24 protein-coding genes are annotated in these 26,213 nt (G+C 70.8%); 14 read left to right on the plus strand and 10 right to left on the minus strand.

The window, feature by feature from the left end:
* The first annotated feature begins 7 nt into the window (after positions 1-7).
* The 6 genes from gcvH to ACH442_RS06055 all read left to right on the plus strand — a co-directional run bounded on the left by gcvH (position 8) and on the right by ACH442_RS06055 (position 5,489).
* Positions 8-388, plus strand: coding sequence for a glycine cleavage system protein GcvH (gene gcvH / locus ACH442_RS06030; RefSeq protein ID WP_396336812.1), 381 nt, complete (start codon positions 8-10; stop codon positions 386-388).
* Between the two features lie 189 nt (positions 389-577).
* On the plus strand, positions 578-1,030 hold the full coding sequence (locus ACH442_RS06035; RefSeq protein ID WP_396336813.1) for an FHA domain-containing protein: 453 nt from the start codon (positions 578-580) through the stop codon (positions 1,028-1,030).
* 68 nt (positions 1,031-1,098) lie between these two features.
* The gene (locus tag ACH442_RS06040) at positions 1,099-1,767 is read left to right on the plus strand and encodes a MerR family transcriptional regulator (RefSeq protein WP_396336814.1); all 669 of its coding nucleotides are present in this window, start codon (positions 1,099-1,101) and stop codon (positions 1,765-1,767) included.
* Positions 1,768-1,891: 124 nt separating this feature from the next.
* Positions 1,892-2,356: a bifunctional nuclease family protein gene (locus ACH442_RS06045; RefSeq protein ID WP_189330985.1), complete on the plus strand. Its 465-nt coding sequence runs from the start codon at positions 1,892-1,894 to the stop codon at positions 2,354-2,356.
* A gap of 339 nt (positions 2,357-2,695) precedes the next feature.
* Complete coding sequence (locus ACH442_RS06050) at positions 2,696-3,244, plus strand: MerR family transcriptional regulator (protein WP_396336815.1); 549 nt, start codon at positions 2,696-2,698, stop codon at positions 3,242-3,244.
* Entirely contained in the window at positions 3,234-5,489 is a 2,256-nt protein-coding gene (locus ACH442_RS06055; RefSeq protein ID WP_396336816.1) for an ATP-binding cassette domain-containing protein, read from the plus strand. Before ACH442_RS06050 ends, ACH442_RS06055 begins: the two co-directional genes overlap by 11 nt.
* Here ACH442_RS06055 and asnB read toward each other — a convergent pair.
* The 3 genes from asnB to ACH442_RS06070 form a co-directional block, all read right to left on the minus strand.
* Complete coding sequence (gene asnB, locus ACH442_RS06060) at positions 5,477-7,477, minus strand: asparagine synthase (glutamine-hydrolyzing) (RefSeq protein WP_396336817.1); 2,001 nt, start codon at positions 7,475-7,477, stop codon at positions 5,477-5,479. The two genes, ACH442_RS06055 and asnB, sit on opposite strands and share 13 nt — an antisense overlap.
* A 152-nt stretch (positions 7,478-7,629) precedes the next feature.
* Entirely contained in the window at positions 7,630-10,464 is a 2,835-nt protein-coding gene (locus ACH442_RS06065; RefSeq protein WP_396336818.1) for a tetratricopeptide repeat protein, read from the minus strand.
* Between the two features lie 4 nt (positions 10,465-10,468).
* Positions 10,469-10,957 (minus strand): hypothetical protein, encoded by a 489-nt coding sequence (locus tag ACH442_RS06070; protein ID WP_396336819.1) that lies wholly within the window; start codon positions 10,955-10,957, stop codon positions 10,469-10,471.
* 39 nt (positions 10,958-10,996) lie between these two features.
* On the opposite strand from ACH442_RS06070, the gene ACH442_RS06075 reads away from it, so the two are divergent.
* From ACH442_RS06075 to ACH442_RS06085, 3 genes are all read left to right on the plus strand, one after another.
* Positions 10,997-11,428 (plus strand): MarR family winged helix-turn-helix transcriptional regulator, encoded by a 432-nt coding sequence (locus tag ACH442_RS06075; protein WP_396336821.1) that lies wholly within the window; start codon positions 10,997-10,999, stop codon positions 11,426-11,428.
* A gap of 70 nt (positions 11,429-11,498) precedes the next feature.
* Positions 11,499-12,203 carry a response regulator transcription factor gene (locus tag ACH442_RS06080; protein ID WP_396336822.1) on the plus strand — a complete coding sequence of 235 codons (705 nt, stop codon included), beginning with the start codon at positions 11,499-11,501 and terminating at the stop codon, positions 12,201-12,203.
* Positions 12,200-13,993: an ATP-binding protein gene (locus ACH442_RS06085; RefSeq protein WP_396336823.1), complete on the plus strand. Its 1,794-nt coding sequence runs from the start codon at positions 12,200-12,202 to the stop codon at positions 13,991-13,993. Before ACH442_RS06080 ends, ACH442_RS06085 begins: the two co-directional genes overlap by 4 nt.
* A gap of 250 nt (positions 13,994-14,243) precedes the next feature.
* Here ACH442_RS06085 and ACH442_RS06090 read toward each other — a convergent pair whose 3' ends face one another.
* Positions 14,244-15,089 (minus strand): aminoglycoside phosphotransferase family protein, encoded by an 846-nt coding sequence (locus tag ACH442_RS06090; protein ID WP_396336824.1) that lies wholly within the window; start codon positions 15,087-15,089, stop codon positions 14,244-14,246.
* Entirely contained in the window at positions 15,086-15,988 is a 903-nt protein-coding gene (locus ACH442_RS06095) for an alpha/beta hydrolase-fold protein (protein WP_396336825.1), read from the minus strand. The genes ACH442_RS06090 and ACH442_RS06095 overlap by 4 nt, the downstream gene beginning before the upstream one ends.
* A gap of 94 nt (positions 15,989-16,082) precedes the next feature.
* Between ACH442_RS06095 and ACH442_RS06100 the strand changes: the two genes are divergently transcribed.
* Positions 16,083-16,577, plus strand: a complete 495-nt coding sequence (locus ACH442_RS06100; protein ID WP_396336826.1) for a GtrA family protein — start codon at positions 16,083-16,085, stop codon at positions 16,575-16,577.
* Here the strand turns inward: ACH442_RS06100 and ACH442_RS06105 are convergent.
* The 3 genes from ACH442_RS06105 to ACH442_RS06115 form a co-directional block, all read right to left on the minus strand.
* Complete coding sequence (locus ACH442_RS06105; protein ID WP_396336827.1) at positions 16,544-17,965, minus strand: B12-binding domain-containing radical SAM protein; 1,422 nt, start codon at positions 17,963-17,965, stop codon at positions 16,544-16,546. The two genes, ACH442_RS06100 and ACH442_RS06105, sit on opposite strands and share 34 nt — an antisense overlap.
* Before the next feature lie 93 nt (positions 17,966-18,058).
* Positions 18,059-18,844 (minus strand): hypothetical protein, encoded by a 786-nt coding sequence (locus ACH442_RS06110; RefSeq protein ID WP_396336828.1) that lies wholly within the window; start codon positions 18,842-18,844, stop codon positions 18,059-18,061.
* The gene (locus ACH442_RS06115; RefSeq protein ID WP_396336829.1) at positions 18,841-19,473 is read right to left on the minus strand and encodes a TetR/AcrR family transcriptional regulator; all 633 of its coding nucleotides are present in this window, start codon (positions 19,471-19,473) and stop codon (positions 18,841-18,843) included. The genes ACH442_RS06110 and ACH442_RS06115 overlap by 4 nt, the downstream gene beginning before the upstream one ends.
* A gap of 53 nt (positions 19,474-19,526) precedes the next feature.
* Between ACH442_RS06115 and ACH442_RS06120 the strand changes: the two genes are divergently transcribed.
* The gene (locus ACH442_RS06120; RefSeq protein ID WP_396336830.1) at positions 19,527-20,330 is read left to right on the plus strand and encodes an ABC transporter ATP-binding protein; all 804 of its coding nucleotides are present in this window, start codon (positions 19,527-19,529) and stop codon (positions 20,328-20,330) included.
* A complete protein-coding gene (locus tag ACH442_RS06125; protein ID WP_396336831.1) occupies positions 20,327-21,070 on the plus strand; it encodes an ABC transporter permease in 744 nt (247 codons plus the stop codon). Before ACH442_RS06120 ends, ACH442_RS06125 begins: the two co-directional genes overlap by 4 nt.
* 74 nt (positions 21,071-21,144) lie before the next feature.
* On the opposite strand, the gene ACH442_RS06130 is transcribed toward ACH442_RS06125, so the two are convergent.
* Entirely contained in the window at positions 21,145-21,918 is a 774-nt protein-coding gene (locus tag ACH442_RS06130; protein WP_396336832.1) for a carbon-nitrogen hydrolase family protein, read from the minus strand.
* 509 nt (positions 21,919-22,427) lie between these two features.
* Here ACH442_RS06130 and ACH442_RS06135 point away from each other — a divergent pair.
* Positions 22,428-22,613 (plus strand): hypothetical protein, encoded by a 186-nt coding sequence (locus ACH442_RS06135; RefSeq protein ID WP_396336833.1) that lies wholly within the window; start codon positions 22,428-22,430, stop codon positions 22,611-22,613.
* A gap of 197 nt (positions 22,614-22,810) precedes the next feature.
* Positions 22,811-25,897, plus strand: coding sequence for an isoleucine--tRNA ligase (ileS, locus tag ACH442_RS06140; protein ID WP_396336834.1), 3,087 nt, complete (start codon positions 22,811-22,813; stop codon positions 25,895-25,897).
* 77 nt (positions 25,898-25,974) lie between these two features.
* Here ileS and ACH442_RS06145 read toward each other — a convergent pair whose 3' ends face one another.
* Complete coding sequence (locus ACH442_RS06145) at positions 25,975-26,193, minus strand: hypothetical protein (RefSeq protein ID WP_396336835.1); 219 nt, start codon at positions 26,191-26,193, stop codon at positions 25,975-25,977.
* Between the last annotated feature and the right edge of the window lie 20 nt (positions 26,194-26,213).

Genomic DNA, 26,213 nt, shown 5'->3' on the forward strand with positions numbered 1-26,213 from the left:
GGAAGTGTTGATTCCTGAGGATCTGCGGTACACCGCGGAGCACGAGTGGGTGTCCGGCGACGGCACCGGCCCCGTGCGGGTGGGGATCACCCACTTCGCGCAGGACGCGCTCGGTGACATCGTCTACGTCCAGCTGCCCGAGGAGGGCACCGAGCTCGCCGCCGGCGACTCGATGGGCGAGGTCGAGTCGACCAAGAGCGTGTCGGAGATCTACGCGCCGATCGCCGGCACCGTGGTGGCCCGCAACGACACGCTGGGTGACGAGCCCGAGTTGATCAACGCCGAGCCCTACGCGGCCGGCTGGCTGGTCGAGATCGCCCCGGCCGACCCGGCGGCGCTCGAGGGCCTGCTGGACGCCGCGGCGTACCAGGCGTTGACCGAAAGCTAGTCCCGAAGCATCGACCCGCGAGTCTGGTTGCCCCGCGATATTGGCGCTGACTAGGCTCGCGGGGCACATGTAGAACTGTTATTCCTTCGCAACCGATAGTCGCGCGCCGGGCCTGACGGCCTCGGTGAGGTCGCAACATCATGACCTTGCCGGTCGAGGCGACGACCAACTGATCCGTGAGGTGGTCCGATGACGCGCCCAGACGACGAGTTCCCCCCGCTCGACGTCACGTCCACGCTGAACCTTGGCGCCCTTGACGAGGTGCTCGAGGGTCCCGAGACCGACGTGGTGCCCGCCCGGATGTCCGGCTCCCTGCCGCCCGGCATGGCTCTGCTGGTGGTCCGTCGCGGACCGAACGCCGGTGCCCGGTTCCTGCTGGACCATGACGTGACGACCAGCGGGCGGCACCCGGACAGTGACATCTTCCTGGACGACGTGACGGTTTCGCGCCGCCACGCCGAGTTCCACCGCGACGGGGGCGTGTTCACCGTCCGCGACGTCGGTTCGCTCAACGGGACGTACGTGAACCGCGAGCGGGTCGAGGCGGCGACGCTGAGCAACGGCGACGAGGTCCAGATCGGCAAGTTCCGTCTGGTGTTCATCGCCGGCCCGCGGCCGGAGGGCGAGGGCGGCCGGGCGTGAACCCGTCGGGGGCAGCCGCACACGACCCGGGGGCCTCGCGTCCCCAGGCCGGGCGCGAGGGTGCGCTGATGAGCATCGGGGAGGTGCTGGCCCACCTGCGCACCGAGTTCCCCGACACGACGATCTCGAAATTGCGGTTCCTGGAGGCGGAGGGTCTGGTCGACCCGCAACGCACCGCCTCCGGGTACCGCAAGTACTCGTGGAACGACGTGGCCCGGCTGCGTTTCGTGCTGACCGCCCAGCGTGATCAGTACCTGCCGTTGCGGGTGATCCGGGAGCAGCTGGACCGGATGGAGCAGGAGCCGGTGGTCCCGCAGCGGCCGACGCTGGTGGCGGTCGGCTCGCAGCGGGCCGCCGACCCGGCCGACGCCCGCATCCCGAAGGACGATCTGGTCGAGCGGACCGGCATCGACGAGGCGCTGCTGGCCGAGCTGGAGCAGATCGGCCTGGTCGTCGCCCGCCCGCCGGGGTGGTACGACCCGGATGCAGTGATCATCGTCGAAGCCGTGGTGGGTCTCACCAAGTTCGGTCTCGAGGTGCGTCACCTGCGTGCGTTCAAGAACGCGTCGGACCGTGAGGTGGGCCTGTTCGCCCAGCTCCTGGCGCCGATGGTGCGCCAGCAGGACCCGGCGGCCCGGGCTCGGGCCAGCGACACCGCCCGTGAGCTGCAGGCGCTTTCGCAGCGGCTGCACGCGGCGTTGGTGCGCACCGGTCTGCGCGGCGAACTCGGCCGTTGACCCGGTTCGGCCTACCCTGGGCGGGGTATCCCGCGCGGGGCAGATCGGCAGGGAGTGCGTGTACCGTGCAGGGTAAGGGGCGGGCCGTCTGGGGGCGGCGACAACAACGAACACGGAGGCGGCGGTGCGCGAGCTGAGCGTGGTCGGGGTCCGGGTGGAGCTGCCCAGTAACCAGCCGATCGTGTTGCTGCGAGAGGTCGACGGCGACCGTTATCTGCCGATCTGGATCGGTGCGGTGGAGGCGACCGCGATCGCCTACGAGCAGCAGGGTGTGAAACCGGCCCGGCCGCTCACCCACGATCTGCTGCGCGACATCCTGGCGGCGCTGCAGCAGCCGCTGAAGGCGGTCGAGATCACCGAGTTGAAGGACAACGTCTTCTACGCCGATCTGTTGATCGGCGACAACCTGCGGGTGTCCGCGCGGCCCAGCGACTCGATCGCGCTGGCGCTGCGGGTGGGTGCGCCGATCCGGTGCGCCGACCAGGTGCTGACCGAGGCCGGCATCGTCATCCCGGACGAGCAGGAGGACGAGGTCGAGAAGTTCCGCGAGTTCCTCGACCAGGTGCGTCCCGAGGATTTCGCGGGCTGAAGCGAGCGGCGCGGCGGAGGGCTTTCCTGGCCCTTACGCCGGCCGGCGCCGGTGCTGCTCGGTGCTCCGGTGACCTTTACGCCGGCCGGGGCCGGTGCGGCGGGGTGCGGCGATTTCGCTGGGGCTTTTGCTGTGTTGCGGCCGGGGATTCGCCGTTAAAGGGCGAAAACCCCCGGACGCGCCGGAGAGTAACGGCGTGTCGGCGTGTCGCTCGTCCGAACGCGGCGTGTCGTGCCGTTACCTCCATGTTTCACCCGTGACTGAGATATACGCTCGTGAAGTCCAGGTGAACCGGCACCGCCCAGATTCCTTGATCATGGGCAGCGGGGAGGTAGTCGCGTGCACGAGCAGCCTCTGGAAGGCCCACTCGTCGGCGAGGACGGCTCGGTCGGCTATCGCGGAGTGACGGCTTGCCAGGCGGTCGGCATCAGCTACCGCCAACTCGACTACTGGGCGCGCACCACACTCGTGGTCCCCAGCGTGCGGGACGCCTCCGGCTCCGGCACGTCGCGGCTCTACTCCTTCCGTGACCTGGTCGTCCTCAAGGTCGTCAAGCGGCTGCTGGACGCCGGTGTCTCCCTGCAGAACATTCGCCGGGCGATCGACACGCTGCGCTCCCACGGTGTGGAGGATCTCGCCGGGATCACCCTGATCTCCGACGGCACCACGGTCTACGAGTGCCGCTCGCCGGAGGAGGTCGTCGACCTGCTGCAGGGCGGTCAGGGCGTGTTCGGCATCGCGATCGGCGGTGCGTTCAAGGAGATCCAGGGTTCGCTGTCGCACCTGCCGGCCGAGCCGGCCGCGCCGCAGCCGGTCGCCGAGCAGCCCGAGGAGCCCGCGGCCGGCGACGAGTTGGCAGCGCGGAGGGCACGCCGGCGTGCTGGCTGACCCAGAGAGTCACCACCTGATCCAGGTCCGCGGGGCACGGGAGAACAATCTCCGGAACGTCTCGCTGGACATCCCGAAACACCAGCTCACCGTCTTCACCGGCGTCTCCGGTTCGGGTAAGTCGTCCCTGGTCTTCGGCACGATCGCGGCCGAGTCGCAGCGGCTGATCAACGAGACGTATTCGGCGTTCCTGCAGTCGTTCATGGGCAGCCCGGCCCGGCCCGACGTGGACGCGCTGCACAACCTCAGTGCCGCGATCGTGGTGGACCAGGAGCGGATGGGCGCCAACGCGCGGTCGACGCTCGGGACGGTCACCGACGCGTACACCCTGTTGCGGATTCTCTTCTCGCGGCTCGGCGAGCCGAGCGCCGGCAGTGCACTCGCCTACTCGTTCAACGCCGAGGGCATGTGCGCGAACTGCGAGGGGCTCGGCCGGGTGTCCAGCATCGACGTCGACGGCCTGGTGGACCGCGACAAGTCGATCAACCAGGGCGCGATCACCGTCCCGAACTTCACGCTCGGCGGCTGGTACGTGCGCGGCTTCGCCGACTCGGGACTCTTCGACCCGGACAAGCCGCTGCGCGACTTCACCGACCAGGAGTGGGACGACTTCCTGCACAAACCCGCGGTCAAGATGCGGATCGCGGGCGTCAACACGACGTACGAGGGTCTGGTCCTCAAAGTCCAGCGGATGTACCTGTCGAAGGAGCGGGAGTCGGCGCAGCCGCACATCCGGGCGTTCATCGACCGGGTCGCCACGTTCACCACCTGCCCGGAGTGCGCCGGCACCCGGCTCAAACCCGCGGTCCTGGAGTCGCGGATCGCCGGGAACAACATCGCCGAGTGCGCGGCGATGCAGGTCAGCGACCTCGCGGCGTTCCTCGGCACGGTCACGGACGCGTCGGTGGCGCCGGTCGTGCGCAACCTGCGGCACACGCTCGACTCGCTGGTCGAGATCGGACTCGGCTACCTGTCGCTGGACCGCGAGTCGGCGACGCTGTCGGGTGGCGAGGCGCAGCGGGTCAAGATGGTGCGCCACCTCGGGTCGGCATTGACCGATGTCACGTACGTCTTCGACGAGCCGACCGTCGGCCTGCATCCGCACGACATCCAGCGGATGAACCGGCTGCTGCTGCGACTGCGGGACAAGGGCAACACGATTCTGGTCGTGGAGCACAAGCCGGAGACGATCGCGATCGCCGACCATGTGATCGATCTCGGTCCGGGCGCGGGCCCGGACGGTGGCACCATTGTGTTCCAGGGGGACCTCGCAGGGCTTCGCGCTTCTGGTTCCTTGACCGGCCGTCACCTCGGTCATCGCATCGCACTCAAAGACACTTGTCGCGAGAAGTCCGGTGCCGTCGCGATCCGTGGTGCCACTGCGCACAACCTGCGCGATGTCGACGTCGACATCCCGCTCGGCGTCCTCACCGTGGTGACCGGTGTGGCCGGCTCGGGCAAGAGCTCCCTGCTCTACGGCTCGCTGCCGAGACGCGACGGGATCATCGTCGTCGACCAGTCCGCGATCCGCGGCTCCCGGCGCAGCAACCCGGCCACCTACACCGGCCTGCTCGACGCCGTCCGCAGCGCGTTCGCCAAGGCCAACAAGGTCAAGGCCGCCCTGTTCAGCGCGAACTCCGAGGGCGCCTGCCCGAACTGCAAGGGCATCGGCCTGGTCTACATGGACCTGGCGATGATGGCCGGCGTCGCCGGCGTCTGCGAGGAGTGCGAGGGCCGCCGCTTCACCGCCCGCGTCCTGGAGTACAAACTGCGTGGCCGGGACATCAGCGAGGTCCTCGCGATGCCGGTCAGCGAGGCGCTCGAGTTCTTCACCGAGAAGACCGCGCGGGCCATCCTGGAACGCCTCGCCGCGGTCGGCCTCGGCTACGTGACGCTCGGCCAGCCGCTCAACACCCTCTCCGGTGGCGAGCGGCAACGCCTCAAACTGGCCGTGCGCATGGGTGGCAGCCCGGCGACGTACCTGCTCGACGAGCCGACCAGCGGCCTGCACCTGGCCGACGTCGACCAGCTGTTGTCGCTGCTGGACCGGCTGGTCGACACCGGCAACACGGTGGTGGTGATCGAGCATCACCTGGCGGTGATGGCCCACGCCGACTGGATCATCGACCTCGGCCCGGGCGCCGGCCAGGACGGGGGCCGGGTCGTCTTCACGGGTACGCCGCACGAGCTGGTCGCCAAGTCGGACACGCTCACCGCGCAGCACCTCCGCGACTACGTCAGCTGACCGGCCGGGGGAGTAGAAGCGGCGCCGCCACCCACGGGGAGGCCGGGCGGCGCCGCGGTCCAGAAAGCGCCCGGGATCAGCAGGCGTTCGTTGTCGACAGGTGACTGCACCGGCCTCGGCACCGCGATCGTGCGCTCCACGTTGATCGCGTGCCACAGGCAGAACATCGCCACCGTCCACACCTTGCGGGACCGGTCGGCAACCCCGGCCCGGTGCTCGGCGAGCAGTCCCCGCGCATACTCCAGGTCCAGCAGATGGCCGGTCTGCGACGTGGCGAGCAGGTGGTCCACCCAGTCACCGATCATGCCGCGCAGCCACAGCCGGGTCGGGGTCGGGAAACCCAGCTTGGCCCGGTCCCGCACCGACTCGGGGACGATCCCGCGCATCGCCTCCCGCAGCGCCACCTTCGTCGATTTCGTGCCGTGCGGCAGTTTCAGCTCGGTCGCCAGGCCCGCGGCGGCCGCGTACACCTGCTGGTCGAGGAAGGGCACCCGCAGCTCCAGGCTGTGCGCCATCGACATCCGGTCCGCCTTGACCAGGATGTCGCCGGGCAGCCAGGTGTGCAGGTCCACGTACTGCATCGAGGCGACCTCGTCCACGTCGGCCGTCTCGGCGTACAACCGGGAAGTCATCGCCGTGTGGGGTTCGGCGGTGAACCGCATGAGCCGGGCCTTCTCCTCCGGGTCGAAGATCCGCGCGTTGCCGTAGTAGCGCTGCTCGATCGGCGTGGTGCCGCGCTCCAGGAACGAGCGGCCCCGCACCCCCTCGGGCAGCACGTGCGCGAGATGTTTGAGGCCGCGCTTGACCCCGCTGGGCAGGCGTTCGACGCCGGCCAGGGACAGCGGCTCGCGGTAGATCGTGTAGCCGCCGAACAGCTCGTCGGCGCCCTCACCGGAGAGCACCACGGTGACGAACCGGGACGCGGTGCGGGCCAGGAAGTAGAGCGGGATCAGCGACGGGTCGGCCACCGGGTCGTCGAGCAGCTGCACGATCCGCGGCAGCTCGGCCAGCACCTGCTCGTCGGAGACCACGGTCGGGGTCAGCGGGATGCCGAGCTGGGTCGCGGTGTCCTGCGCGATGTCGATCTCGGAGTAGCCGTCGGCGGCGAACCCGGCCGTGAACGCGTGGATGCCCGGGCGCGCCTCGGCGGCCAGCGCGGCGACCGCGGACGAGTCGACGCCGCTGGACAGGAACGTGCCGACCGGGACGTCGGCGTGCAGATGTGCCCGCACGCTGGCCCGCAACGCGTCCTGAATGGTCTGGTGGGCGGCCTCCGGCTGCAGGCGCAACGGTCGCAGCGACGGGCGGAACCAGCGCTGCTCGCGCACCCCGCCGCCCGGCGTCCAGGTCAGCCGGTGGCCCGGCGGGAGCCGGCGGATGTGCCGGTGCAGAGTGATCGGGTCCGGCACGTACTGGAAGGTCAGGTAGTGCCCGACCGCGTCCTGGTTCAGCGCGGTGCCGGCCGGCGCGGCGAACGGGTCAAGCGCCTTGCGCTCGCTGGCCAGCCACAGCCCGTCCGCGGTCTCCAGCAGGTAGAGCGGCTTGACGCCGAACGCGTCGCGCGCGGCGTGCACGGTGCCGGTGCGGTGGTCGTAGGCGACGAACGCGAACATGCCGCGCAGCCGGGGCAGCGCCGCCTCACCCCAGTAGTGGAACGCGGCCGCGAGAACCTCGGAGTCACCCTCGGTGGCGAAGCTCGCGTGGTGCTCGCGGATCAGCTCGTCGCGCAGCTCGCGGTAGTTGTAGATCTCGCCGTTGAACACCACCGACCAGCGGTCCGCGTAGTGCAGCGGCTGGGCCGAGTGGTCACGGTCGATGATCGCGAGCCGGTTGAAGCCGAGCGCGTAGCCGTCGCCGTACTCGATCCGGGTGTCGTCCGGACCCCGGTGCCGCATGCTCTCCAGCGCCGCGGCGAACGCCGCCGCGGTCGACTCGTCCACCGGTCCGGCATGGGACCGGCTGCTGAAGTACGCACTCAGACCACACATCGCGCGCCCCCTCGTTTCCTGTTCGAGGAGGCGACCGTAGGTTCAGGATGTGAAGAACCTGTGCGGATCCTGCGGGCTTCCGTTCACCCACGACTTCCGGTGAGACTTCTTCACAGGTTCCTCAAGATCGAGGGGCACATCATCGCCCAGCGTCACGACCCCATCTCGAGAACGACCTTGTGGACGTGCAGTGACCAGTCCAGATCCGCGGCGAACGCTTCCGGTGACTTCTCCGCCAGCTGGTGACGGATCGTGAGCGCCTCCTCGATCGCCGCGAGCGCGGGCGGTTTCTCCCCGAGCACCGCGTGCCGCACCGCCAGGTCGGTCAGCGCCGCCGCCAGCCCCGGCAGATGCACGTCCGGCCGCTGCGAGGCCAGCTGCCGGCGGATCGCCGCCGCCTCCTGCGCCGCGACCCGGCTCTGCTCGTCCCGGTCCAGGCTGCCCAGGCTGATCCCGAGCACGCTCAGCGCCGCGGCCAGATCGGGCCGGAACGTGTCCGGCCGCTGCCCGGCGAGATGCCCGAAGATCGCGACCGACTCCTCGATCGCGGTCAGCGCCGGCGGGAACCGCTCCAGCGCGCCCAGCCCCAGCGACAGGCTCATCAGGGATTTCCCCAGCTCCGGCAGGTACGTGCCGGGCTTCCGCTCGACCAGCCGGCGGTAGAGCGCGGTCGCCTCGTCGATCGCGGCCAGCGCCGGCTCCGGCTGCTCCAGCTCACCCAGCCGCACCGACAGATTCCCCAGCGACCGGGCGAGATCGGCCTCGAACATCTCCGGCGCCTCCCCGGCCAGCCGCCGGTGGATCAGCACCGCCTCCTCGATCGCGGCCAGCGCCGGCCCGTGCCGGCCCAGGTCACCGAGCCGGATCGACAGGTTGTTCAGCGCCGCGGCCAGCTCCGGCATCCGGCCGGCCCGGCGGTGCTGGTCCGCGATCCGCTGCGCGATCTCCATCGCCAGCGGGCTGAGCCGGGGCAACCGGTCGGCGATCAGCGCGAGCCGCTCCACCGGGACGTCCGGGTCGGCGACGATCTGCTGCAACGCGACGAGCAGCGGCTCCGGCCGGGCGACGCTGATCGCGGTCTCGACAGTGGCCTGTGTGAGCCGGTCGGCGTGCCGGACGCAGAGATCAGTGAGCGACGCGGCATGCCCCGCGGCCCGGGCATAGACGGTCAGCATGCGGCGCCGCTGGCTCTCCGTGACGACCGGTATCAACGGCTCCGGCAACACCGGCGACTCGGCCAGGCGCCGCCCGGCGAACCACTCCGCCAGCCGCTCCGGCTGCAGGGTGCCCCACGGCCGGCCACCCGCACCCGGGTAGAGGTCGGCCAGCCAGTTCCGGACCGTGTCACGCAGCTCCCGCGGCGCTCCGGCCAGCGCCGGGACACCGCTGAGCAGCCGATCCGCCTGATCCGGGCCGGTCGGGCCGAACAGCGCCGCGACCGCCAGCACGTCCTGCAGTACCGGCTCGTCCAAGGTCAGGCCGTGCCAGGCCGCGGTGAACGACCAGTAGCGCTGCTCGTGCGCCAGCACCCGATCCTCGGGCGTCTTGCGGACCGGCACCGCCGGGCCCGGCCACATCGCGTCGAGCAGGTCGGCCAGGGCCAGGGTCTGCACGGCCAGCGCCCGGCCGGTGGTCTCGCGCGGCTCGGCGGCCAGCCGCGCGGCGACCGGCGCCCAGTGGTGCATCGCATACCCCGGCACCTGCGGCAAGGCGGTGGCCAGCGCATATACCGAGGCGGCGTAGAACCCGGCGTCGTCCAGCGGCGCCAACTCCAGCACGGACGCGCCGTCGAGCAGCCGCTCGGCGATCAGGTCACTGCGCAGCAGCCGCCACCAGTCGCCGGCCGTACGCGCCAGCATCAACACCCGCAACGGGCGCGAACCGTCATGCCGCGCACACGCCCGCAACAGGGTGCGCAACTGCTCCGGCCGGCTCTCCGCGGCGTCGACCACGATCAGCAGCGGCGCCACCACGTCGGCGACCGCGGCGACCACCACGTCCGGCGCGGTCTCGTCCAGCCACAGGGTCGCCCAGCCGCCCGCGGTCAGGCGGCCCGCCAGCTCGTACCCGATCCGGGACTTGCCCTCGCCGGCCGGCGCGTGCAGCAGCAACGCCGCGAAACCAGCCCCGGAACACCAGGCGCCGAGCTCGTCCATCACGTCGTGCCGCCCACGGAAACCGACGACGCGCGCGCCGGCCCGCAGCAGCGCCACCGGCGAACGTGGCTGATCGGACTCGGTCAGCTGGGCCTCGGCGAGCTCGAACGGCCCGAGCGCGGAGACGGCCGCGGCGTCGACGAACCCCGCCGCCCGGCACAGCTCACCGACGGTCACCACCTCGTGGTCCTCGCCGACGAGCCCGACCAGCAGCTCCCCGCCGAAAACCACCGCCCCCACCGGCGCCGCCCCCGGCTCGCCGTCGTGCCGGATTTCATCGTTGTCCGAGTCATTTGTGGGCGGCTCGTCCTGCCCGGCACCGCTTCGGCGCAGCCCATGCTCGTCGGCACTGCTCTTCTGCGGCTCGTGCTCGTGGACGTCGCTTTTCTGCGGCTCGTGCTCGTGGACGTCGCTTTTCTGCCGCCCATGCTCGTGGACGTCGCTTTCCTGCGGCCCATGCTCGATGACGAGCCGCAGCCGGTCGCCCTCGGCGCTGACCGACCCCGCCGCTCGCCAGACCTCCACCGCCCCGAACCCGACGACCTCAACCGGCAGCCCCGGCCGCTCGGTGACAACCCGCCCGAACCTCGTGACCGGCCCGTCCACCTCGATCCACGCCGGATCGTCCACCCGGACCAGCGCCGCGCCACCCGGCCCGCGCCACGTCACCACCCCGGCGAACGGCCGCCCGGACACCACCGGACGCACCGTCACCTCCGTGCCCGCCTCCTGAACCGCGTCGGCCGTGGTCAGCACCAGCCGCCCGGCGATCAGCCAGCCGGAAACCTGGCGCCCGGGCGCCTCCACACTCACCACACGTCGGGCCTGCACGCGGTCAGCGCCCCAGGTCCGCGGCCACGACAGCATGACCCAGCTCGATCTTCACGCGCTCACTGTTCCATGCCGTACCGGCCGCCCGCACCGGCCTACCGGCCGACGTTTCCCCGCGCTGCCGTTCCCGGCGTCCGCTCGCCAGTTCCTTCTCACCGAGTCGCGGCGTACGCCCACAAGCCGCCCGCTCCCGGTAGTGCCACGACCCCAGCCCCCGGCTGGGTGTCAGTGTTGTTTGCGGCCCGAACAACGACGCTCGGCGCCGGCCGGGCCGGCCGGCGGGCCGGGCGTCAGCGTCGTATCGGGCGGTCAGCCCACCCGGGCACGCCCCGAACATGCCGCCGAAGCCGGAGATGGTGATCAGGATCGACAGCCGCACCTGCACGTTGGCGAAGACCCGGAACTCGCGCAGGGGACGGGCGTCGCGCGTACGAAGCGATGGGTACGGAACTCCTCCAGCACATGCAATATTCAGCGTCTGCAATAGTTGCATACGCGTTATACCCGCGCAAGGCGGTGTAGAGTGAGCCCCATGGGGATCGGCAACGACGCGGTGGAGATCCGCGCTCAGGGCTGGCGCCGGCTCGCCGCGCTGCACGGCCTGATCGAGGCGGCGCTGGAGAAGGAGCTGCAGGCGACCTACCAGCTGTCCGTGGTCGAGTTCACCGTGCTCGACGCGCTCAGCCGGCAGGACGGCTGGCACATGCGCATGCAGCAGCTGGCCCGTGCCGCCGCGCTCTCCAGCAGCGCCACGACCCGGCTGGTCACCCGCCTCGAGGACCGGGGGCTGCTCACCCGGATCCTGTGCGCCGACGACCGCCGTGGCATCTACACCGAGCTCACCCCGGCCGGGCAGCAGTTGCTCGCCGCCGCGCGCCCGGCCCACGACGGGGTGCTGGAGGCATCGCTGTCCCAGGCGGAGCAGATCCCCGAGCTGGAGAGTCTCGTCAAAGCGCTGACCTGACTCGGCGTACGGGAAATCGGTCTTCATAGGTTTCGCACAATTCTTGGGCTGGTGGAGTCACTGAGCCAGAATGCGAGCCGTGACCGCGCGTATCCTTGTCGCCGACGACGACCCCAAGCACGCCCAGCTCATCCGGCTCTACCTGGAGCGGGAGGGGCATCAGGTGCTCACCGTCGGCGACGGCCGGGCGGCCTTGGAGCAGACCCGCGCGCGACGCCCCGACCTGCTGGTTCTCGACGTGATGATGCCGCTGGTCGACGGCCTGGACGTGTGCCGGATCCTGCGCGCCGACGCCGACCCGGGGCTGGCCGGCGTCGCGATCCTGCTGGTCACGGCCCGGTCCGCGGAGAGTGACATGCTGCTCGGGCTGGACATCGGCGCCGATGACTACTTGAGCAAACCGGTCAGCCCGCGGGAGCTGACCGCCCGCGTCCGTGCGCTGTTGCGCCGCGTCGTCGGCACCGAGAACCGGGAGGTGCTGCGGGTCGGCGACCTCGAGGTGGACGCGCCGCGCTTCGAGGTGCGGGTCGCCGGCAATCCGGTGCGGCTGACGGCCAAGGAGTTCGCGATCCTGGAACTGCTCGCCCGCGAACCGGGGCGGGTGTTCACCCGCGGACAGATCATCGACAAGACGTTCGGCTTCGAGAACGACGTCTCCGAACGCACCGTCGACGCGCACGTCGTCAACCTGCGCCGCAAGATCGAGGAGAACCCGGTCGAGCCCCGTTACGTGCAGACCGTTTACGGTCGCGGCTATCGCATGGGTGAACGATGAGTTTCCGGCTGCGGATCTTCCTGCTGGTCCTGATCGTGGCCGGCACGGCGATCGGCGCCACCGCCTGGCTGACGCTGAGCCTGACGACCCGCGAGGTGGACCGGCTCAACGCCGCCCGGCAGACGCACGAGGCGGAGATCACCGACGAGATCCGCCAGTTCGGCATCACGAACGGCCGGTGGAACGGCATCGACCGGGTCGTCGGGGAGCTGTCGCAGCGCACCGGACTGCACATCCGGGTGGAGACCGACGGCGAAGTGCTGACCGATTCCGATCGCCTGCGCAACGAGGCGGTCGGGCCGATCCAGACCGGTTACACGACCGTCGACCCGTACCCGGAGATCGACCCGGTGATCGCGCAGGAGGCGGAGGCCCTCGCCGCGGCGGCGGTGAACGACCCCGGGGAGCAGCGGCTCACGGACCTGTACCGCAAGGATCCGAAATTGCGTCTGTCGTCGCGGCCGGTGCCGTCCCTGCCACGACTGCCGGTGAAGTTGTTCACCACCACCGCGGCCGCGGCCGGGCTGACGACCCCCGAGGCGGCCACGTTGCTGCAGGTCGTGCAGTACCGGGCGGCCCTGGTCGCGGCCCGTTGCGCCGTCGAGCGCAAGCTGCTGCCGAAACCGGCGACGGGTTCCGTGACCGCGCCCTACCTGACCGCGCCGCAGCTCGCCGCCGCCCCGGAGTGCGCCGAAGCCGGCCGCGTGAAGGTCTACGACGACACCGGCTGGCTCGACCAGTGGTGGGAGTCGCTCGGGCGGTGCCGTTCCCAGCCGATGGCGTACTTCAAGGACTGCCTGTCGTTCGAGTTCTCCCAGGCGGTGTCGTCCACCTCGGCGCAGCCGGTCCGGGTCTTCTTCGGGGCCGGCCCGGCCGGGTTCGGCGGCCTGCGTCAACCGGCGGTGATCGGCGCGGCCGGGCTGTTGCTGGCCGCCGCGATCGGCACCGCCTGGATCGCCCGGCGGGTCAGCCGCCCGGTCCGCGCCCTGACCGGCGCGTCGCTGCAGCTCGCGGCCGGGCAGCTAGACGTGCGGGTGCCGACCCGCGGCAAGGACGAGCTGGCGTTCCTGTCGTCGTCGTTCAACGCGATGGCCGAGGCGATGCAGCGCAGCGAGGAACGGCAGCGCCGCCTGGTCGCCGACGTGGCCCACGAGCTTCGGACACCGCTGTCCAACCTGCGCGGATACCTCGAAGGGCTCGCCGACGGCGTGATCGAGCCGACCCCGGAACTGTTCACCTCGCTGCACGAGGAGACGCTGCTCACCCGGCGGATCCTCGACGATCTGCAGTACCTCGCCCTCGCCGAGGCCGGTGACCTGGTCTACCACCCGGAGCCGCTGGACCTGTCCGAGCTGGCCGAGACCGCGGTCACCGCGCACCGCGCCAACGCCGCCAACGCCGGACTGGAAGTGATCATCGACGCGCCTGAGGCGATCGAGGTGCACGCCGACCCCGGACGGATCCGCCAAGCCCTGGGCAACCTGCTCAGCAACGCGATCCGCTACACCGACGCGGGCGGCCGGATCGAGGTCCGGGTGTCGCGCGACCCTCTCACCGCGATCCTGAGCGTGACCGATACCGGCGTCGGGATGACCGCGGCCGAGGTGTCCCGCGTCTTCGACCGCTTCTGGCGCGCCGACCCCGCACGGCAGCGTGCGACCGGCGGCTCCGGGCTCGGTCTGACGATCACCCGGCGCATCGTCGAGGACCACGGCGGCAGCGTGAACGCGACCAGCGAACCGGGGCTCGGCTCGACGTTCACCATCCGCCTGCCTGCTCAGATGGACTGACCGGCGCCTGTCTTGACGATCACGTTCAAGAGATTCATGTCCCCTCTCCGCTGTGGTCCGGACCGTCGCTCCCGCGGGGACCCCTGCGGGCTTCGCAGGGCGCAGGGCGCCCAGAACGCGAAGCCCTCCGGGGCGGCCTCCGTGGCCGGTCGAGCTCACCCCAACCCCTCGCCCCCGGTTCTGATCATCCGGACGCAGTGGTGAGTACCAGCCGGCGGCTGGCACTGGTGGCTGATTTCGACCAGCGGAGTCAGTCGGCCGTGGTGATGCGGTGCAGGGTGCTGCGGCCGAGCCGGGCCATCAGCGGATTCGTCTCGTGGTAGTGCCAGATCAGGCCCATGACCTGCTCGAACGCCCAGGCGCGGCCACGTTCCCAGGTCAGGTCGCCGGCGCCGACCTGCGCACGGAAGACGTCACGGGCCGGCTGGTCGAAGAGGTGCCACGCACCGATCAGGTCGAGTGCCGGATCGGCCGGCCCGAGACCGCCCACGTCGAGAACGCCGACGAGGTGATCACCCGAGGACAGCAGGTTGCCGGGGATCAGGTCACCGTGGGTCATCACGTCCGGTGACTCGCGCGGCAACTCACGGAAGCCGGCCCAGAGTTTGCGCAGCACCGGGACGTCGAGCAGGGTCTCGCTCTCGCGGAAGCACGTCTCCATCCACCCGTCGTGGTCGGGCAGATGACCGCCGCGGCCGTGGCCCCGGAACGGCCGCCCACGGGTGTCCAGAGCGCGGACGCCACGGATGAACTCGCTGAGGTCGTACGCGAGAGCCTGGTTGTCGGCATGTGAATTTTCGCTGGTCATGGTGCCGGGAAGCCAGGTCTGGACGGCCCACGGGTGGGGGAAGCCGAGCGCCGGCGACCCCATGGCGACCGGTGCCGGGGTGGCGAACCGGGTGGCGCCGAGGAGTTCGCGCGCGGCCGCCGCCTCCGCCGCGAGGTCCTGCTCCCGCATCGGGAAGCGCGCGGTCAGGTGCTCGCCGAGCCGGAAGACCGCGTTGACCGTGCCGTGCGCGCCGATCCGTTCCAGCGGCAGGCCACGCCACTGCGGGAACTGCGATGCGATCAGCGCGCGGGCCAGTTCCGGCTTCACGGCAACCTTCCGTAGCGACGAACGGCGTCCGGATCCTGCCGGGCGGCTTCGGCGAGTTCGTCGGCCATCATCACCCGGAGGGCGGTCGACGCGGACGGCCCGAACGCGTCGAATTGCGGCGGATCGCCCGGCCGGCCGGCCGCGGCCCACGCCAGCCACGCCTCGTCGAGTGACCGGTCTTGTTCACCGGCGCGCTGGGCCGCACCCACGAACGCGAACGCCGCGATCAGCGACTCCTGCGCTTCCGGCCCGAGGTGATCGGCGTTGCGGACCAGGTGGTAGTCGTGCGCGATGTCGAGATCCCACAGCTCGCGGTGCAGCCGCTCGGCGCCGTCGTGCATGTTGAAGACGTCCCGGTCGCCGCAGCGCAACAGGATCGGCAGGTCACTGGCACGGACCGCGTCGGCGTTGGCCCGCAGCCGGCTGACGATCGTGTCCTCGGGGCGCATCTCCGCGGCGAACTGCGCGAGGACACTGAGCGTGTTCCGCGGCGACGGGCCGGCGGTGAGCAGGGCGGGGGAGACCGCGGCGACGGCGGTGAACCGCTCCGGCTCGGCGAACGCGATCCGCAACGCTCCGTAGCCGCCCATCGAGCTGCCGAGCAGGGCGATCGGCCCGGCGCTGAACTCCGAGGCGAGGTGCGCGGGGAACTCGGCGGCGACCAGGCGCTCCCAGCGGCCCAGGTAGAACCCGCCCACGGTCGGAGTGGAGATGCAGGCCACGAGCGTACGAGGAAGGTCGCTCTTCTCGATGATCGGCTGCATCATCGCCAGGACGTCGGCGGACGAGTTCGCCCCGTGCAGCACCAGGATCAGCGGGAGCCGTTCCGCGCGGGTCCAGCCGTCCGGAGTCAGCACGGTGTAGTTGTGGTCGTCGAGAGCACCGCGTACGAGGTCCATGGTGGGCAGCCTTTCAAGTGGGCAGGATCGGGGTCGACCGAATAAACTCCGCCGGATGTGGCTGAGGCGATTGTGGGAAAAGCATCACGAAGCGGTGAAGTTCCTGGTAGTGGGCGGGGTCTGCTTCGTCGCCACGGTCGTCGTCAACTACCTGCTGAAACTCACCGTCCTGCATGAGAAACCGGTCACGGCGCTGGCCTTCGCCACGATCGTCGCCACGATTTTGTCGTACGTGCTGAATCGCGAATGGTCGTTCCGCAGCCGCGGCGGCCGTGAGCAGCATCACGAGGCCGCGCTCTTCTTCGCGGTCAGCGCCATCGGCGTCGGCCTGAACCTGGTCCCGCTCGCGATCTCGCGCTACGTGCTGCACATCGAGGTGCCGGACGTCACCCGCCCGGTCCAGGAGATCGCCGACTTCGTCAGCGGCAACGTCCTGGGCACCCTGATCGCGATGGTGTTCCGGCTGTGGGCCTTCAAGAAGTTCGTCTTCCCGCACGCCGGCGCCCGCCCGGCCCGGCCGTCGCGCCGTGGCCCGCGCAGCAACCGGTTGCTGCGTCACGAGACCCGCTCGCGCACTCGCCGTCGCTGACCCGCACCGCGCTCCGGGCGTTCCCGGTGCCGCAGGCCCAGCGCGGTCTCCAGCAGCGGTAGAGCCCGCAGCACCTGGCGCGAGCGGATCAGCGCGTCCCACAGCGGCTCGAACTTCTTCCAGCCGCCCGCGTACGCGAGGTGTCGCAACCGGTCGGGCAACGGCTTGCCCTTCGCGCCCCGCCAGATCGCCGGCCAGCGGTAGAAGTCGCGATAGGCGCGCCAGTAACCGTCCTCCAACTGCTCCGGTGTCATGCTTCTCGGGCGGAAGACGACCTGGCGCGTGTCGTAACGATCCCAATCACGGTGGACGATGCGTCCGGCGTCGTCCATGCGCCGGAAGAGGGCCGTTCCCGGGTACGGCGTCATGATGTGAAAAGTGGCCGTCTCCAGGCCCACGTTCACGGCCCATTCCACCGTGCGGTCGAAGACGTCGGGGCGGTCGTCGTCCATGCCGAACACGAAACTCGCGTTGATCATCGCGCCGGCGGCGTGGACCCGGCGGGCCACCTCGGCGTAATCGCGGTCGACGTTCTGCCGTTTGCGCTGCGTGGCGAGATTCCCGGCATTGATCGTCTCGAAGCCGACGAACACGCTGCGCATCCCCGACTCCACCGCCTTCTCCAGCAGGCCGGGGCGCAGCAGCGCGTCGACCGTGCTGGCCGCCTGCCACACCCGGTTCATTCCCCTCATCCCGTCGAACAGCGCCTCGGCGAACCGGCGATTGCCGAGCAGATGATCGTCCAAGAAGTAGAGATGCTTCCCGGGAAGACGGTCGATCTCGGCGAGCGCGTCGTCGACCCGCTGCGTGTAGAAGCTTTTCCCGCCCTCGAAGAAAGCGTCCTTGTAGCAGAAGTCGCAATGGTGCGGGCAACCCCGGGAAACCACTATCGAGTTGGGTACGAGATAACGCTCGCGCCTGATCAGATCCCGACGCACCGGGGGCAGGCCGGCGAGGGTCCGCTCCTTCGACACGTACCGCCGGGAAGGCTCGCCGCGGCGGAAGTCGTCGAGGAACGCCGGCCAGGTGTCCTCACCCGGGCCCAGGAAGATCGCGTCGGCGTGCACGGCCGCCTCCTCGGGCAGCGACGTCACGTGCAGACCGCCCAGCGCCACGAAGACGCCCCGCGCCCGGTAGGCGTCGGCCAGCTCGTAGCTGCGCCGCGCCGACGTGATGTAGACCTGGATGACCACGATGTCGGGCTGATCGCCGGCCACGACGTCGTCAATGCGTTCCACGTGCTCGTCGAGGATCCGCACCTCGTCGTCCTCACGCAGGTAGGCGGCGAGGGTCGCCAGCCCCAGCGGCGGGAACAGCGAGTACTTGATCGGGCGGAACAGGGGGCTGGTCGCTTCGGTCAGCGCCGGGAGGATCATCGTCACGCGCATGGTCCTGGACGCTAGGGACGGGGTGTGGAGAAGTGGTGCCCGCGCCGGTCAGATGCGGTGAAAGCGCGGCGCGCGCTCGATGTCGCGGGCTGCTCAGATGCGGTGAAAGCGCGGCGCGGGCCCGATGCCGCACGCCGTGAACCCGTGGTCGAGCAGCGTGCGCCGGCTGCGCTCCACCGCCTGGCGCCCGCCGATCGCCACCGGACAGCCACCGGTCCGGTTCGCGTAGAGCACCATCGTCACGGCGTGACCCACCGTGACACCCGGCAGTGCGGACCAGACCGCGGTCACCGCCGAGTCCAGCGAGTGCGCGGGATCGGCACCCAGGTGCAGCACGTCGGTGACCGCGCCGTCCAGCAGGTGCGGCGCGGGCGCCGGCGGGTCGTCGAGCTGCACCGTCGGCCACAGCTCGTCGACCAGGCGCGGGACGTCGACGTCGGCGCGGAAGTCCCGCCCGGCCGGGCGCGGGCTGCTCGCCACCGGGTTCTGCGCGGGGAACCGGTCACCGAACAGGTGGTTGCCCTGCCGCGCCAGCTCGCCGGGACGTTCGGCGGCGTGCACCAGGTTCGCGAACGGGCCGTTCGCATAACGGGAACGGATCACGCGCTTGACCCGCCGGGCCGCCTCGAACGCGTCCGGGCCGGTCACCAGCCACGCCTCCGAAGGGCCGTCGCACAGATAGCGGTCCAGGAAGGCGCGCATCAGGACGTGACCGTCGTCGGTGTACTCCGACCACAGGACACGCACGTCGTTTCCGGTCAACTGCACCGGGCGGCGGTACGCGACCCGGAGCCCCTCGGCGGTGACGGCGGCTGCGACGGGGGCGGTCCGGGCCGTACGCAAGCAATCGGGTTTGAGAAGGAGAAAGGCCGCACTCACCGGGCAATTCTGCTCTCCACGAGCACGATCATGTCGGTCAGGTTGGCCCGGAACTCGGCGTCCCAGTCGACCGGACCGTCCAGCTCGGCGGCGAGCGCGTGATGACCGGGCAACTCGCCGGGCGGCAGCTGGGCCCGCCGCGCCGCCGGGTCCAGGAGGCCGGCGCTGAAGCGGCCACTGACCTCGGACAACACGTGACCGATGACGAACGTGCCGAGCGAGCGCTCCAGCCGCGGAACCTCGGACGGCGGCACCCCGGCGCTGAGCAGCGCCTGGTAGAGCCAGTCGATCAGGCGCAGCGTGGCCGGGCTCACGGCGGGGCGGGTCAGGATCAGCGGCATCACGGTGGGGTGACGCTGGGCGACGGCGCGCATCCCGTACCCCAGATGGGTCAGGGTCTCTCGCCAGCCGGCGCCGTCCGGTGGTGCGTCGATCTCCTCCAGTAGGCGGCCGAGGATCGCGTCGAGCAGCTCCTCCTTGCTGCGGAAATAGCCGTAGAGGGCCATCGGTGTGAGCCCGAGCCGCTGGGCGACCGAGCGCATCGAGAGCGCGTCGAGACCACGTTCCGTGACGATCGCCAGTGCCGCGTCGAGAATCTCCGGGCGGCGGGCGTCCTTGAGTTTCCGCACCCGTGCAGTCTACGGTGTAGACCTCAGTCTACGCCGTATACCGGAGGGTCACGATGCTCTGTGCGCAGAATTTGATCAAAAGGTATGGCGAGGTCCGCGCCCTCGACGGCTTCACCCTCGACGTCGCGGCCGGCGAAATTGTCGGACTGGTCGGGCACAATGGCGCCGGGAAGTCGACCTTCGCCGACGTGATCGCCGGCCTGGTCCGCCCCGACGCCGGCACGCTCTCCGGCGTCGGCCGCGGCGACATCGGGATCGCGCCGCAGCACCTCGCGCTGTACCCGAGCGCGACCGCCCGCGAGCACCTGCGGCTCTTCGGGCGGCTCGCCGGGCTGCGCCGCCGGGCGCTGGACGCCGCCTGCGACGAGGTCGTCGCCGACCTGATGCTCGGTGACTTCCTCGACCGACGGACCGGGCTGCTCTCCGGCGGGCAGCAGCGGCGGGTCCAGGCGGCGATCGCGCTGCTGCCGCATCCCCGGCTGCTCGTCATGGACGAGCCGACCGCCGGCGCCGACCCGCAGACCCGGCAGTCACTGCTCGCGGCCCTGCGCCGCCGCGCCGCCGACGGCTGCGCCGTCCTCTACACCACCCACTACCTGCCCGAGCTGACCGAGCTGGGTGCTTCGGTCGCGGTCGCGGCCCGGGGCAGAATCATTGCCCGGGGTACGGCGCCGGAGCTGCTCGGCGACCTGCCGAGCGAGCTGCGGATGCGCGCCGGGACGGCCCCCACGATCTGCGTGCGCACCACCGACCCGGCGACGGCCCTGGTCGGCCTGCTCGGCTCGGCCACCGGCCCGGTCCACGAGATCGACATCCGCCGCCCGACCCTCGACGACCTCTACCGGTCGCTGTCATGATCGGCCCGCTGTCCCGGATAGCCGCACTGGCCAGGCTCAACGCGGTTCTGCGGCTGCGGGACCCCGGCCAGTTCCTCAGCTACCTGCTGATGCCGATGCTCGGGATGATCGCGCTCAAACCGCTCTACCTGCGCGCGATGCCCGGCGGGACGACCCAGGTCGCGACCGGGCTCCTGGTGATGTTCTCCGCCCTGGCCCTGCACATCGTCGGCGCCGCCATCCTCACCGAGCGCGGCTGGCACACCTGGGATCGGCTCCGGGCCACCCGGGCCACGACCGCCGAGTTGCTCCTCGGCAAAGCCATTCCGGTGTACGCCGTTCTGCTCCTGCAACAGGCGATCCTCGCCACGTTCGGCGTCCTCGTCGTCGGCCTGCGGGCGACCTGGCTGCTCCCGGTCGCGGTCGCCGCGTGGGGCGTGACACTGCTCGCCATCGGCTCCGCACTGGCCGCGGTCGTCCGCAGCCACGGCGAACTGCACGCCATCTGTGACATCGGCGCGCTGGTGGTCACGACGATCGGCGGGGCGCTGGTCCCGGTCGCGCTCTTCCCGCCGTGGCTCCAGGCGGTCGCGCCGTTCTCGCCCGGCTACTGGGCGCTGACGATGCTGCAGTCCGCGGCCCGTGGAGACGCGCCGTCGACCCTTACGTCGGCCGCCCTGCTCCTGGCCGTCGCGCTGGTGGCCGGCACGTTCGCATGCCGGCGCCTGTCCCGCGGCTGGACCCGGGCCACCCTCCTGTGACCCGTCCCGGCCGCTGTGACCCGTCCCACGACGGCCGCGTGTCTTCTGCGGCGGGAGGTTTCTGCGACGGGTCGTTACGCGAGACGGATCACGTCGGTCCGGCGCTGCCCCAGGTACCAGTCGCTGACCTCGGCCAGGTCGATCGTGTGCCGCAGCAGGCCCGGCGCGCCCATCGGCAGGTCGGCGACCACCTCGCCGCGCGGGGACACGATCATGCTCGGGCAGTGCTGAGCCGGGTCCGGGATGTTCGCGGAGACCACGAACCGCTGGTTCTCCGCGGCCCGGCTCACGAGGTGGCTGCGCCAGACCCCGTCCGGCTCGCTGGGATTCGCCGCGTTGGTCAAGTAGAACAGCACCCGGGCTCCACTCGCCGAGAGGTGCTGCCACTGCTCCGGGAACCGGATCTCCCGGCACAACTGCATCGCCGCCACCTCGGACTTCCCGCCGCTCCGAAGCCCGAACGTCGTCAACCGATCCCCGGCGCGCAACGTCTTGCGCTCGTTCATCGCCAGGTTGATCTTCCGGTAGACGTGGACCGGTCCACCGTCCGCGGCGAAGTACAGCCCCGCGTTCACCCAGTCACCGTCCTCCGGCAACAGCGAGCCGCACAGGATGTGCACCTTGCTGTCGCACGCCAGTTCCCGAAGCTCGCCGACCGCAGCCGCGAGCTCCCGCGCGTCGAGACCGCCGAGCGGGCCCAGGTCCTCGCCGTACCCGGAGAGCAGCCCCTCCGGCAGCACGACCACGTCCCCCTGTCGCGCCTCGCTCACCACGTCCCGGGCGGTAGCAAGATTCACCCGAACGTCCCACACCGCAGGCACCTGACCCACCAGGATCGACAGTCGCATCTCCCCATCCTGCCCGCCCGCGCAACCCTGTCGGACCGCCCGGCGGTGAGCGGGCCACTACCGAGCCCGGCTGCGACCGCCACCCGCCTCGCCCCGCGCCCGCCCCGCCTCGGGCCCGCCCCGCCTCGGGCCCGCCCCGCCTCGGGCCCGCCCCGCCTCGCGCCCGCGCCGTGCCGCCCCGCGCCGTGCCGCCGGGTGCCGTGCCGGGCCGGGCTGTGCCGTTCCGGGCCGCGCTGCTCCGGCTCCGCGCCGCGGGGCTCTGTGTCGTGCCGTGCCGGGCCGCGTCTGAGCTGGGTCGCGCCGAAGCGGGACCGCGCTCTGAGCGCCGGGCGGGCTTGCGCGAGGTGGCCGGGGTGGAGCACGTGGCGCGGTGCTGGGTGAGCCGCGCGAACGACGGGTCGGCGGTCATGCCCGGGAAACCAGCGGGACCCTCCGGCGAAATCCGGCCCGGGTCCCGTACGCGAAAATCGCCGACAGACAAGGCATCGCCAACGCTCTATGTTCGAGCCGTGGAAACGACGTTCTACGCCCGCATCGGCGGGCGGACGGCGGTGACCGCCGCGGTCGACGCGCTCTACCGGGTCGTGCTGGGTGACGACCGTCTCACCGATTACTTCGACGGAATCGACCTGGCCCGTCTCAAGGAGCACATGGTTGCGCTGCTCAGTCAGGTTCTCGGCGGCCCCGCCGAGTAATCGGGGCGCGATCTGCGCGGCGCGCACTTCGGCCTGGGCGTCATCGCGGAGCACTATGACCTGGTCGGGGCGTACCTGATCGGCATCCTGGCCGGTCTCGGCGTGGACGACGTGGTGCCGGCCGCGGTCCGCGCGGTGCTGCGCGAGTCGGCGGCCGACGTCATCGAGTGACGGGAGGCTGAGTAAAGTTCCGAGACATGTATCGCCCGGTTCCCGCTCAGGTCGACCTTCCCGCCCTTGACCACGACATCCTGCGCTTCTGGCAGGAGCGTGACGTCTTCGGACAGAGTCTGCGGCAGTCCGCGGGCCGTCCCGAGTGGGTGTTCTACGAGGGGCCGCCGACCGCGAACGGCATGCCCGGCGCGCACCACATCGAGGCGCGCGTCTTCAAGGACGTGTTCCCGCGCTACCGGACGATGAAGGGTTTCCACGTCGCCCGCAAGGCCGGGTGGGACTGCCACGGTCTCCCGGTCGAGCTGGCGGTGGAGAAGGAGCTGGGCTTCTCCGGCAAGCAGGACATCGAGGCGTTCGGGGTCGCGGAGTTCAACGCGAAGTGCCGCGAGTCGGTCACCCGGCATACCGACGCGTTCGCGAACCTGACCCAGCGTATGGGCTACTGGGTCGACATGGACGACGCCTACCGCACGATGGACCCGGAGTACATCGACTCGGTCTGGTGGTCGCTGAAGCAGATCTTCGACAAGGGCCTGCTCGTCGAGGACTTCCGGGTCGCCCCTTGGTGCCCGCGGGACCAGACGACGCTCTCGGACCACGAGCTCGACCAGGGCTACGAGATCGACGTCGACCCGTCGGTCTACGTGCGCTTCCCGCTGACCTCGGGCCCTCTCGCCGGCACCGCGTCGCTGCTGGTCTGGACGACCACGCCGTGGACGCTCGTGTCGAACACCGCGGTCGCCGTGCACCCCGACGTGACATATGTGGTGATCACCGACGGCAAGGAGCGGCTGATCGTCGCCGAGCCGCTGATCCCCGAGGGCTGGACGCCGACCGGCGAGAAGTTCCAGGGCAAGGAGCTGGAGCGGTGGACCTACACGCCGCCGTTCGCGCTGGTCGACGTGCCGGACGCGCACATCGTCATCCTGGCCGGCTACGTGACGACCGACAGCGGCACCGGCCTGGTCCACCAGTCTCCGGCGTTCGGTGCGGACGACCTCGCCAGCTGCCGCGCCTACGGCCTGCCGATGGTCAACCCGGTGCGCCGTGACGGCACGTTCGAGCCGGAGATCGACCTGGTCGGCGGCATGTTCTTCCGCGAGGCGAACTCGCCGCTGGTGGAGGAGCTGAAGGAGAGCGGCCTGCTCTTCAAGCACGAGCCGTATGAGCACAAGTACCCGCACTGCTGGCGCTGCCACACCGCGCTGATCTACTACGCGCAGCCGTCGTGGTATGTGCGGACCACCGCGGTGCGGGACGCGCTGCTGCGGGAGAACGAGAAGACGAACTGGCAGCCGGGCAGCATCAAGCACGGGCGCTACGGCGACTGGCTGACCAACAACGTGGACTGGGCGCTGTCCCGGAACCGTTACTGGGGGACGCCGCTGCCGATCTGGCGCTGCGCCAACGATCACTTGACGTGTGTCGGCAGCCGGGAAGAGCTGGGCCGCCTGACGAATCGTGACATGTCCGGTCTCGATCCGCACCGGCCGTTCATCGACGAGGTCACCTTCGACTGCCCGGAGTGCCAGGAGCAGGCGACCCGGGTGCCCGAGGTCATCGACGCCTGGTATGACAGCGGCTCGATGCCGTTCGCCCAGTTCGGCTACCCGTACCGGAACAAGGAGCTGTTCGAGAGCCGCTTCCCGGCCCAGTTCATCTCCGAGGCGATCGACCAGACCCGCGGCTGGTTCTACACGCTGATGGCGGTCAGCACGCTCGTCTTCGACAAGTCGTCGTATGAGAACGTCGTCTGCCTCGGCCACATCCTCGCCGAGGACGGCCGGAAGATGTCCAAGCACTTCGGCAACATCCTCGAGCCGATCCCGCTGATGGATCAGCACGGCGCCGACGCGGTCCGCTGGTTCATGGCCGCCGTCGGCTCCCCGTGGTCGGCCCGGCGCGTCGGTCACAACGCGTTGCAAGAGGTGGTCCGCAAGGTCCTGCTGACCTACTGGAACACGGTCGCGTTCCAGGCGCTCTACGGGCGTACCGCCAACTGGGTCCCGTCGGCTGAGCCGGTCCGGCGCACCGCTCTCGACCGCTGGGTCATCTCCGAGTTGCAGCAGCTGATCAAGAAGGTCGACGCCGCGCTGGCGGCGTTCGACCCGCACGAGACCGGCAAACTGATCGCCGCGTTCATCGACGATCTTTCCAACTGGTACGTGCGTCGCAGCCGCCGCCGCTTCTGGCGCGGTGACCCGGCCGCCCTCGCTACGCTGCACGAGGCGCTACGCACCGTGACCCTGCTGATGGCGCCGATCACGCCGTTCGTCACCGAGCGCGTCTGGCAGGATCTGATCGTCCCGGTCGACCCGCAGGCCCCGTCGTCGGTGCACCTCGCCGCGTTCCCCGAGGCCGACGAGTCGTTGATCGACCACGAGCTCTCCGCGCAGATGGCGACCACCCGCCGGCTCGTCGAGCTGGGCCGCACCGCGCGCGCCGAGTCCGGTCTCAAGATCCGCCAGCCGCTCGCCCGGGCGCTCGTCTCCGGCGGCGCCGACCTGCCCGCCGAGCTGCTCGCCGAGATCTCCGCCGAGCTCAACGTCAACGCCGTCGAGGCCCTGGCCGGCTCCCTGGTCGACACCACCGCCAAGGCCAACTTCCGCGCGCTCGGCAAGCGGTTCGGCAAGGCGGTCCAGCAGGTCGCGGCGGCAATCCAGGCGGCTGACGCCGCAAACCTCAAACACGATTTGCGTACGACCGGAGCCGCCACCCTGACGGTCGGGGAGGAGCAGATCGTCCTCGCACCGGACGAGGTCGTGATCACCGAGACCCCGCGCGAAGGCTGGGCCGTCGCCTCCGACTCGGGCGCGACCCTCGCCCTCGACCTGCACCTGACGCCGGAGCTGCGCCGCGCCGGCCTGGCGCGGGATGCGATCCGTCAGATCCAGGAGGCCCGCAAGGCCAGTGGCCTGGAGGTCTCCGACCGGATCCGGCTGCGGTTCCGGGCCGGGGAGGACACCGCGCTGGCCCTGCGCGAGCACGGTGAACTGGTCGCCGACGAGGTCCTGGCCACCGACTTCGCCGCCGGCGAGCCGGACTGGGCCGACGTGCGCGAGTTCACCGACGAGTCCATCGACCTCGTCTTCTGGATCACGAAGGCGTAAGCGCCACGATCGCGCGTTCCCGCCTCTCGCGGAACCGCGCACGCTCGTCGTGACCGAACGCGGCGGCCGTCCGGGCCTCACCCCGGACGGCCGCCGCGTCGGCTCACCCCGGACGGCCGCCGCGTCGGCTCACCCCAGGCGGCGTTGCCGGCCGGTCTGAGCAGGTCGATCACCAGTTTCTGGTGCAGGGGCGAGGGCTCGCGGGCGATCAGCCCCTTCGCCTCCAGGTCGGTCAGGACCGCCGCCGTGGTCCGCGGCGTGACCATCGACTCGCGGGCGAGCTGGGGCGGCGGCACAGGTTCGGTGGGTAGTTTGC

The sequence above is a fragment of the Actinoplanes sp. NPDC020271 genome, assembly GCF_044388125.1.
Classification (GTDB): Bacteria; Actinomycetota; Actinomycetes; order Mycobacteriales; family Micromonosporaceae; genus Actinoplanes.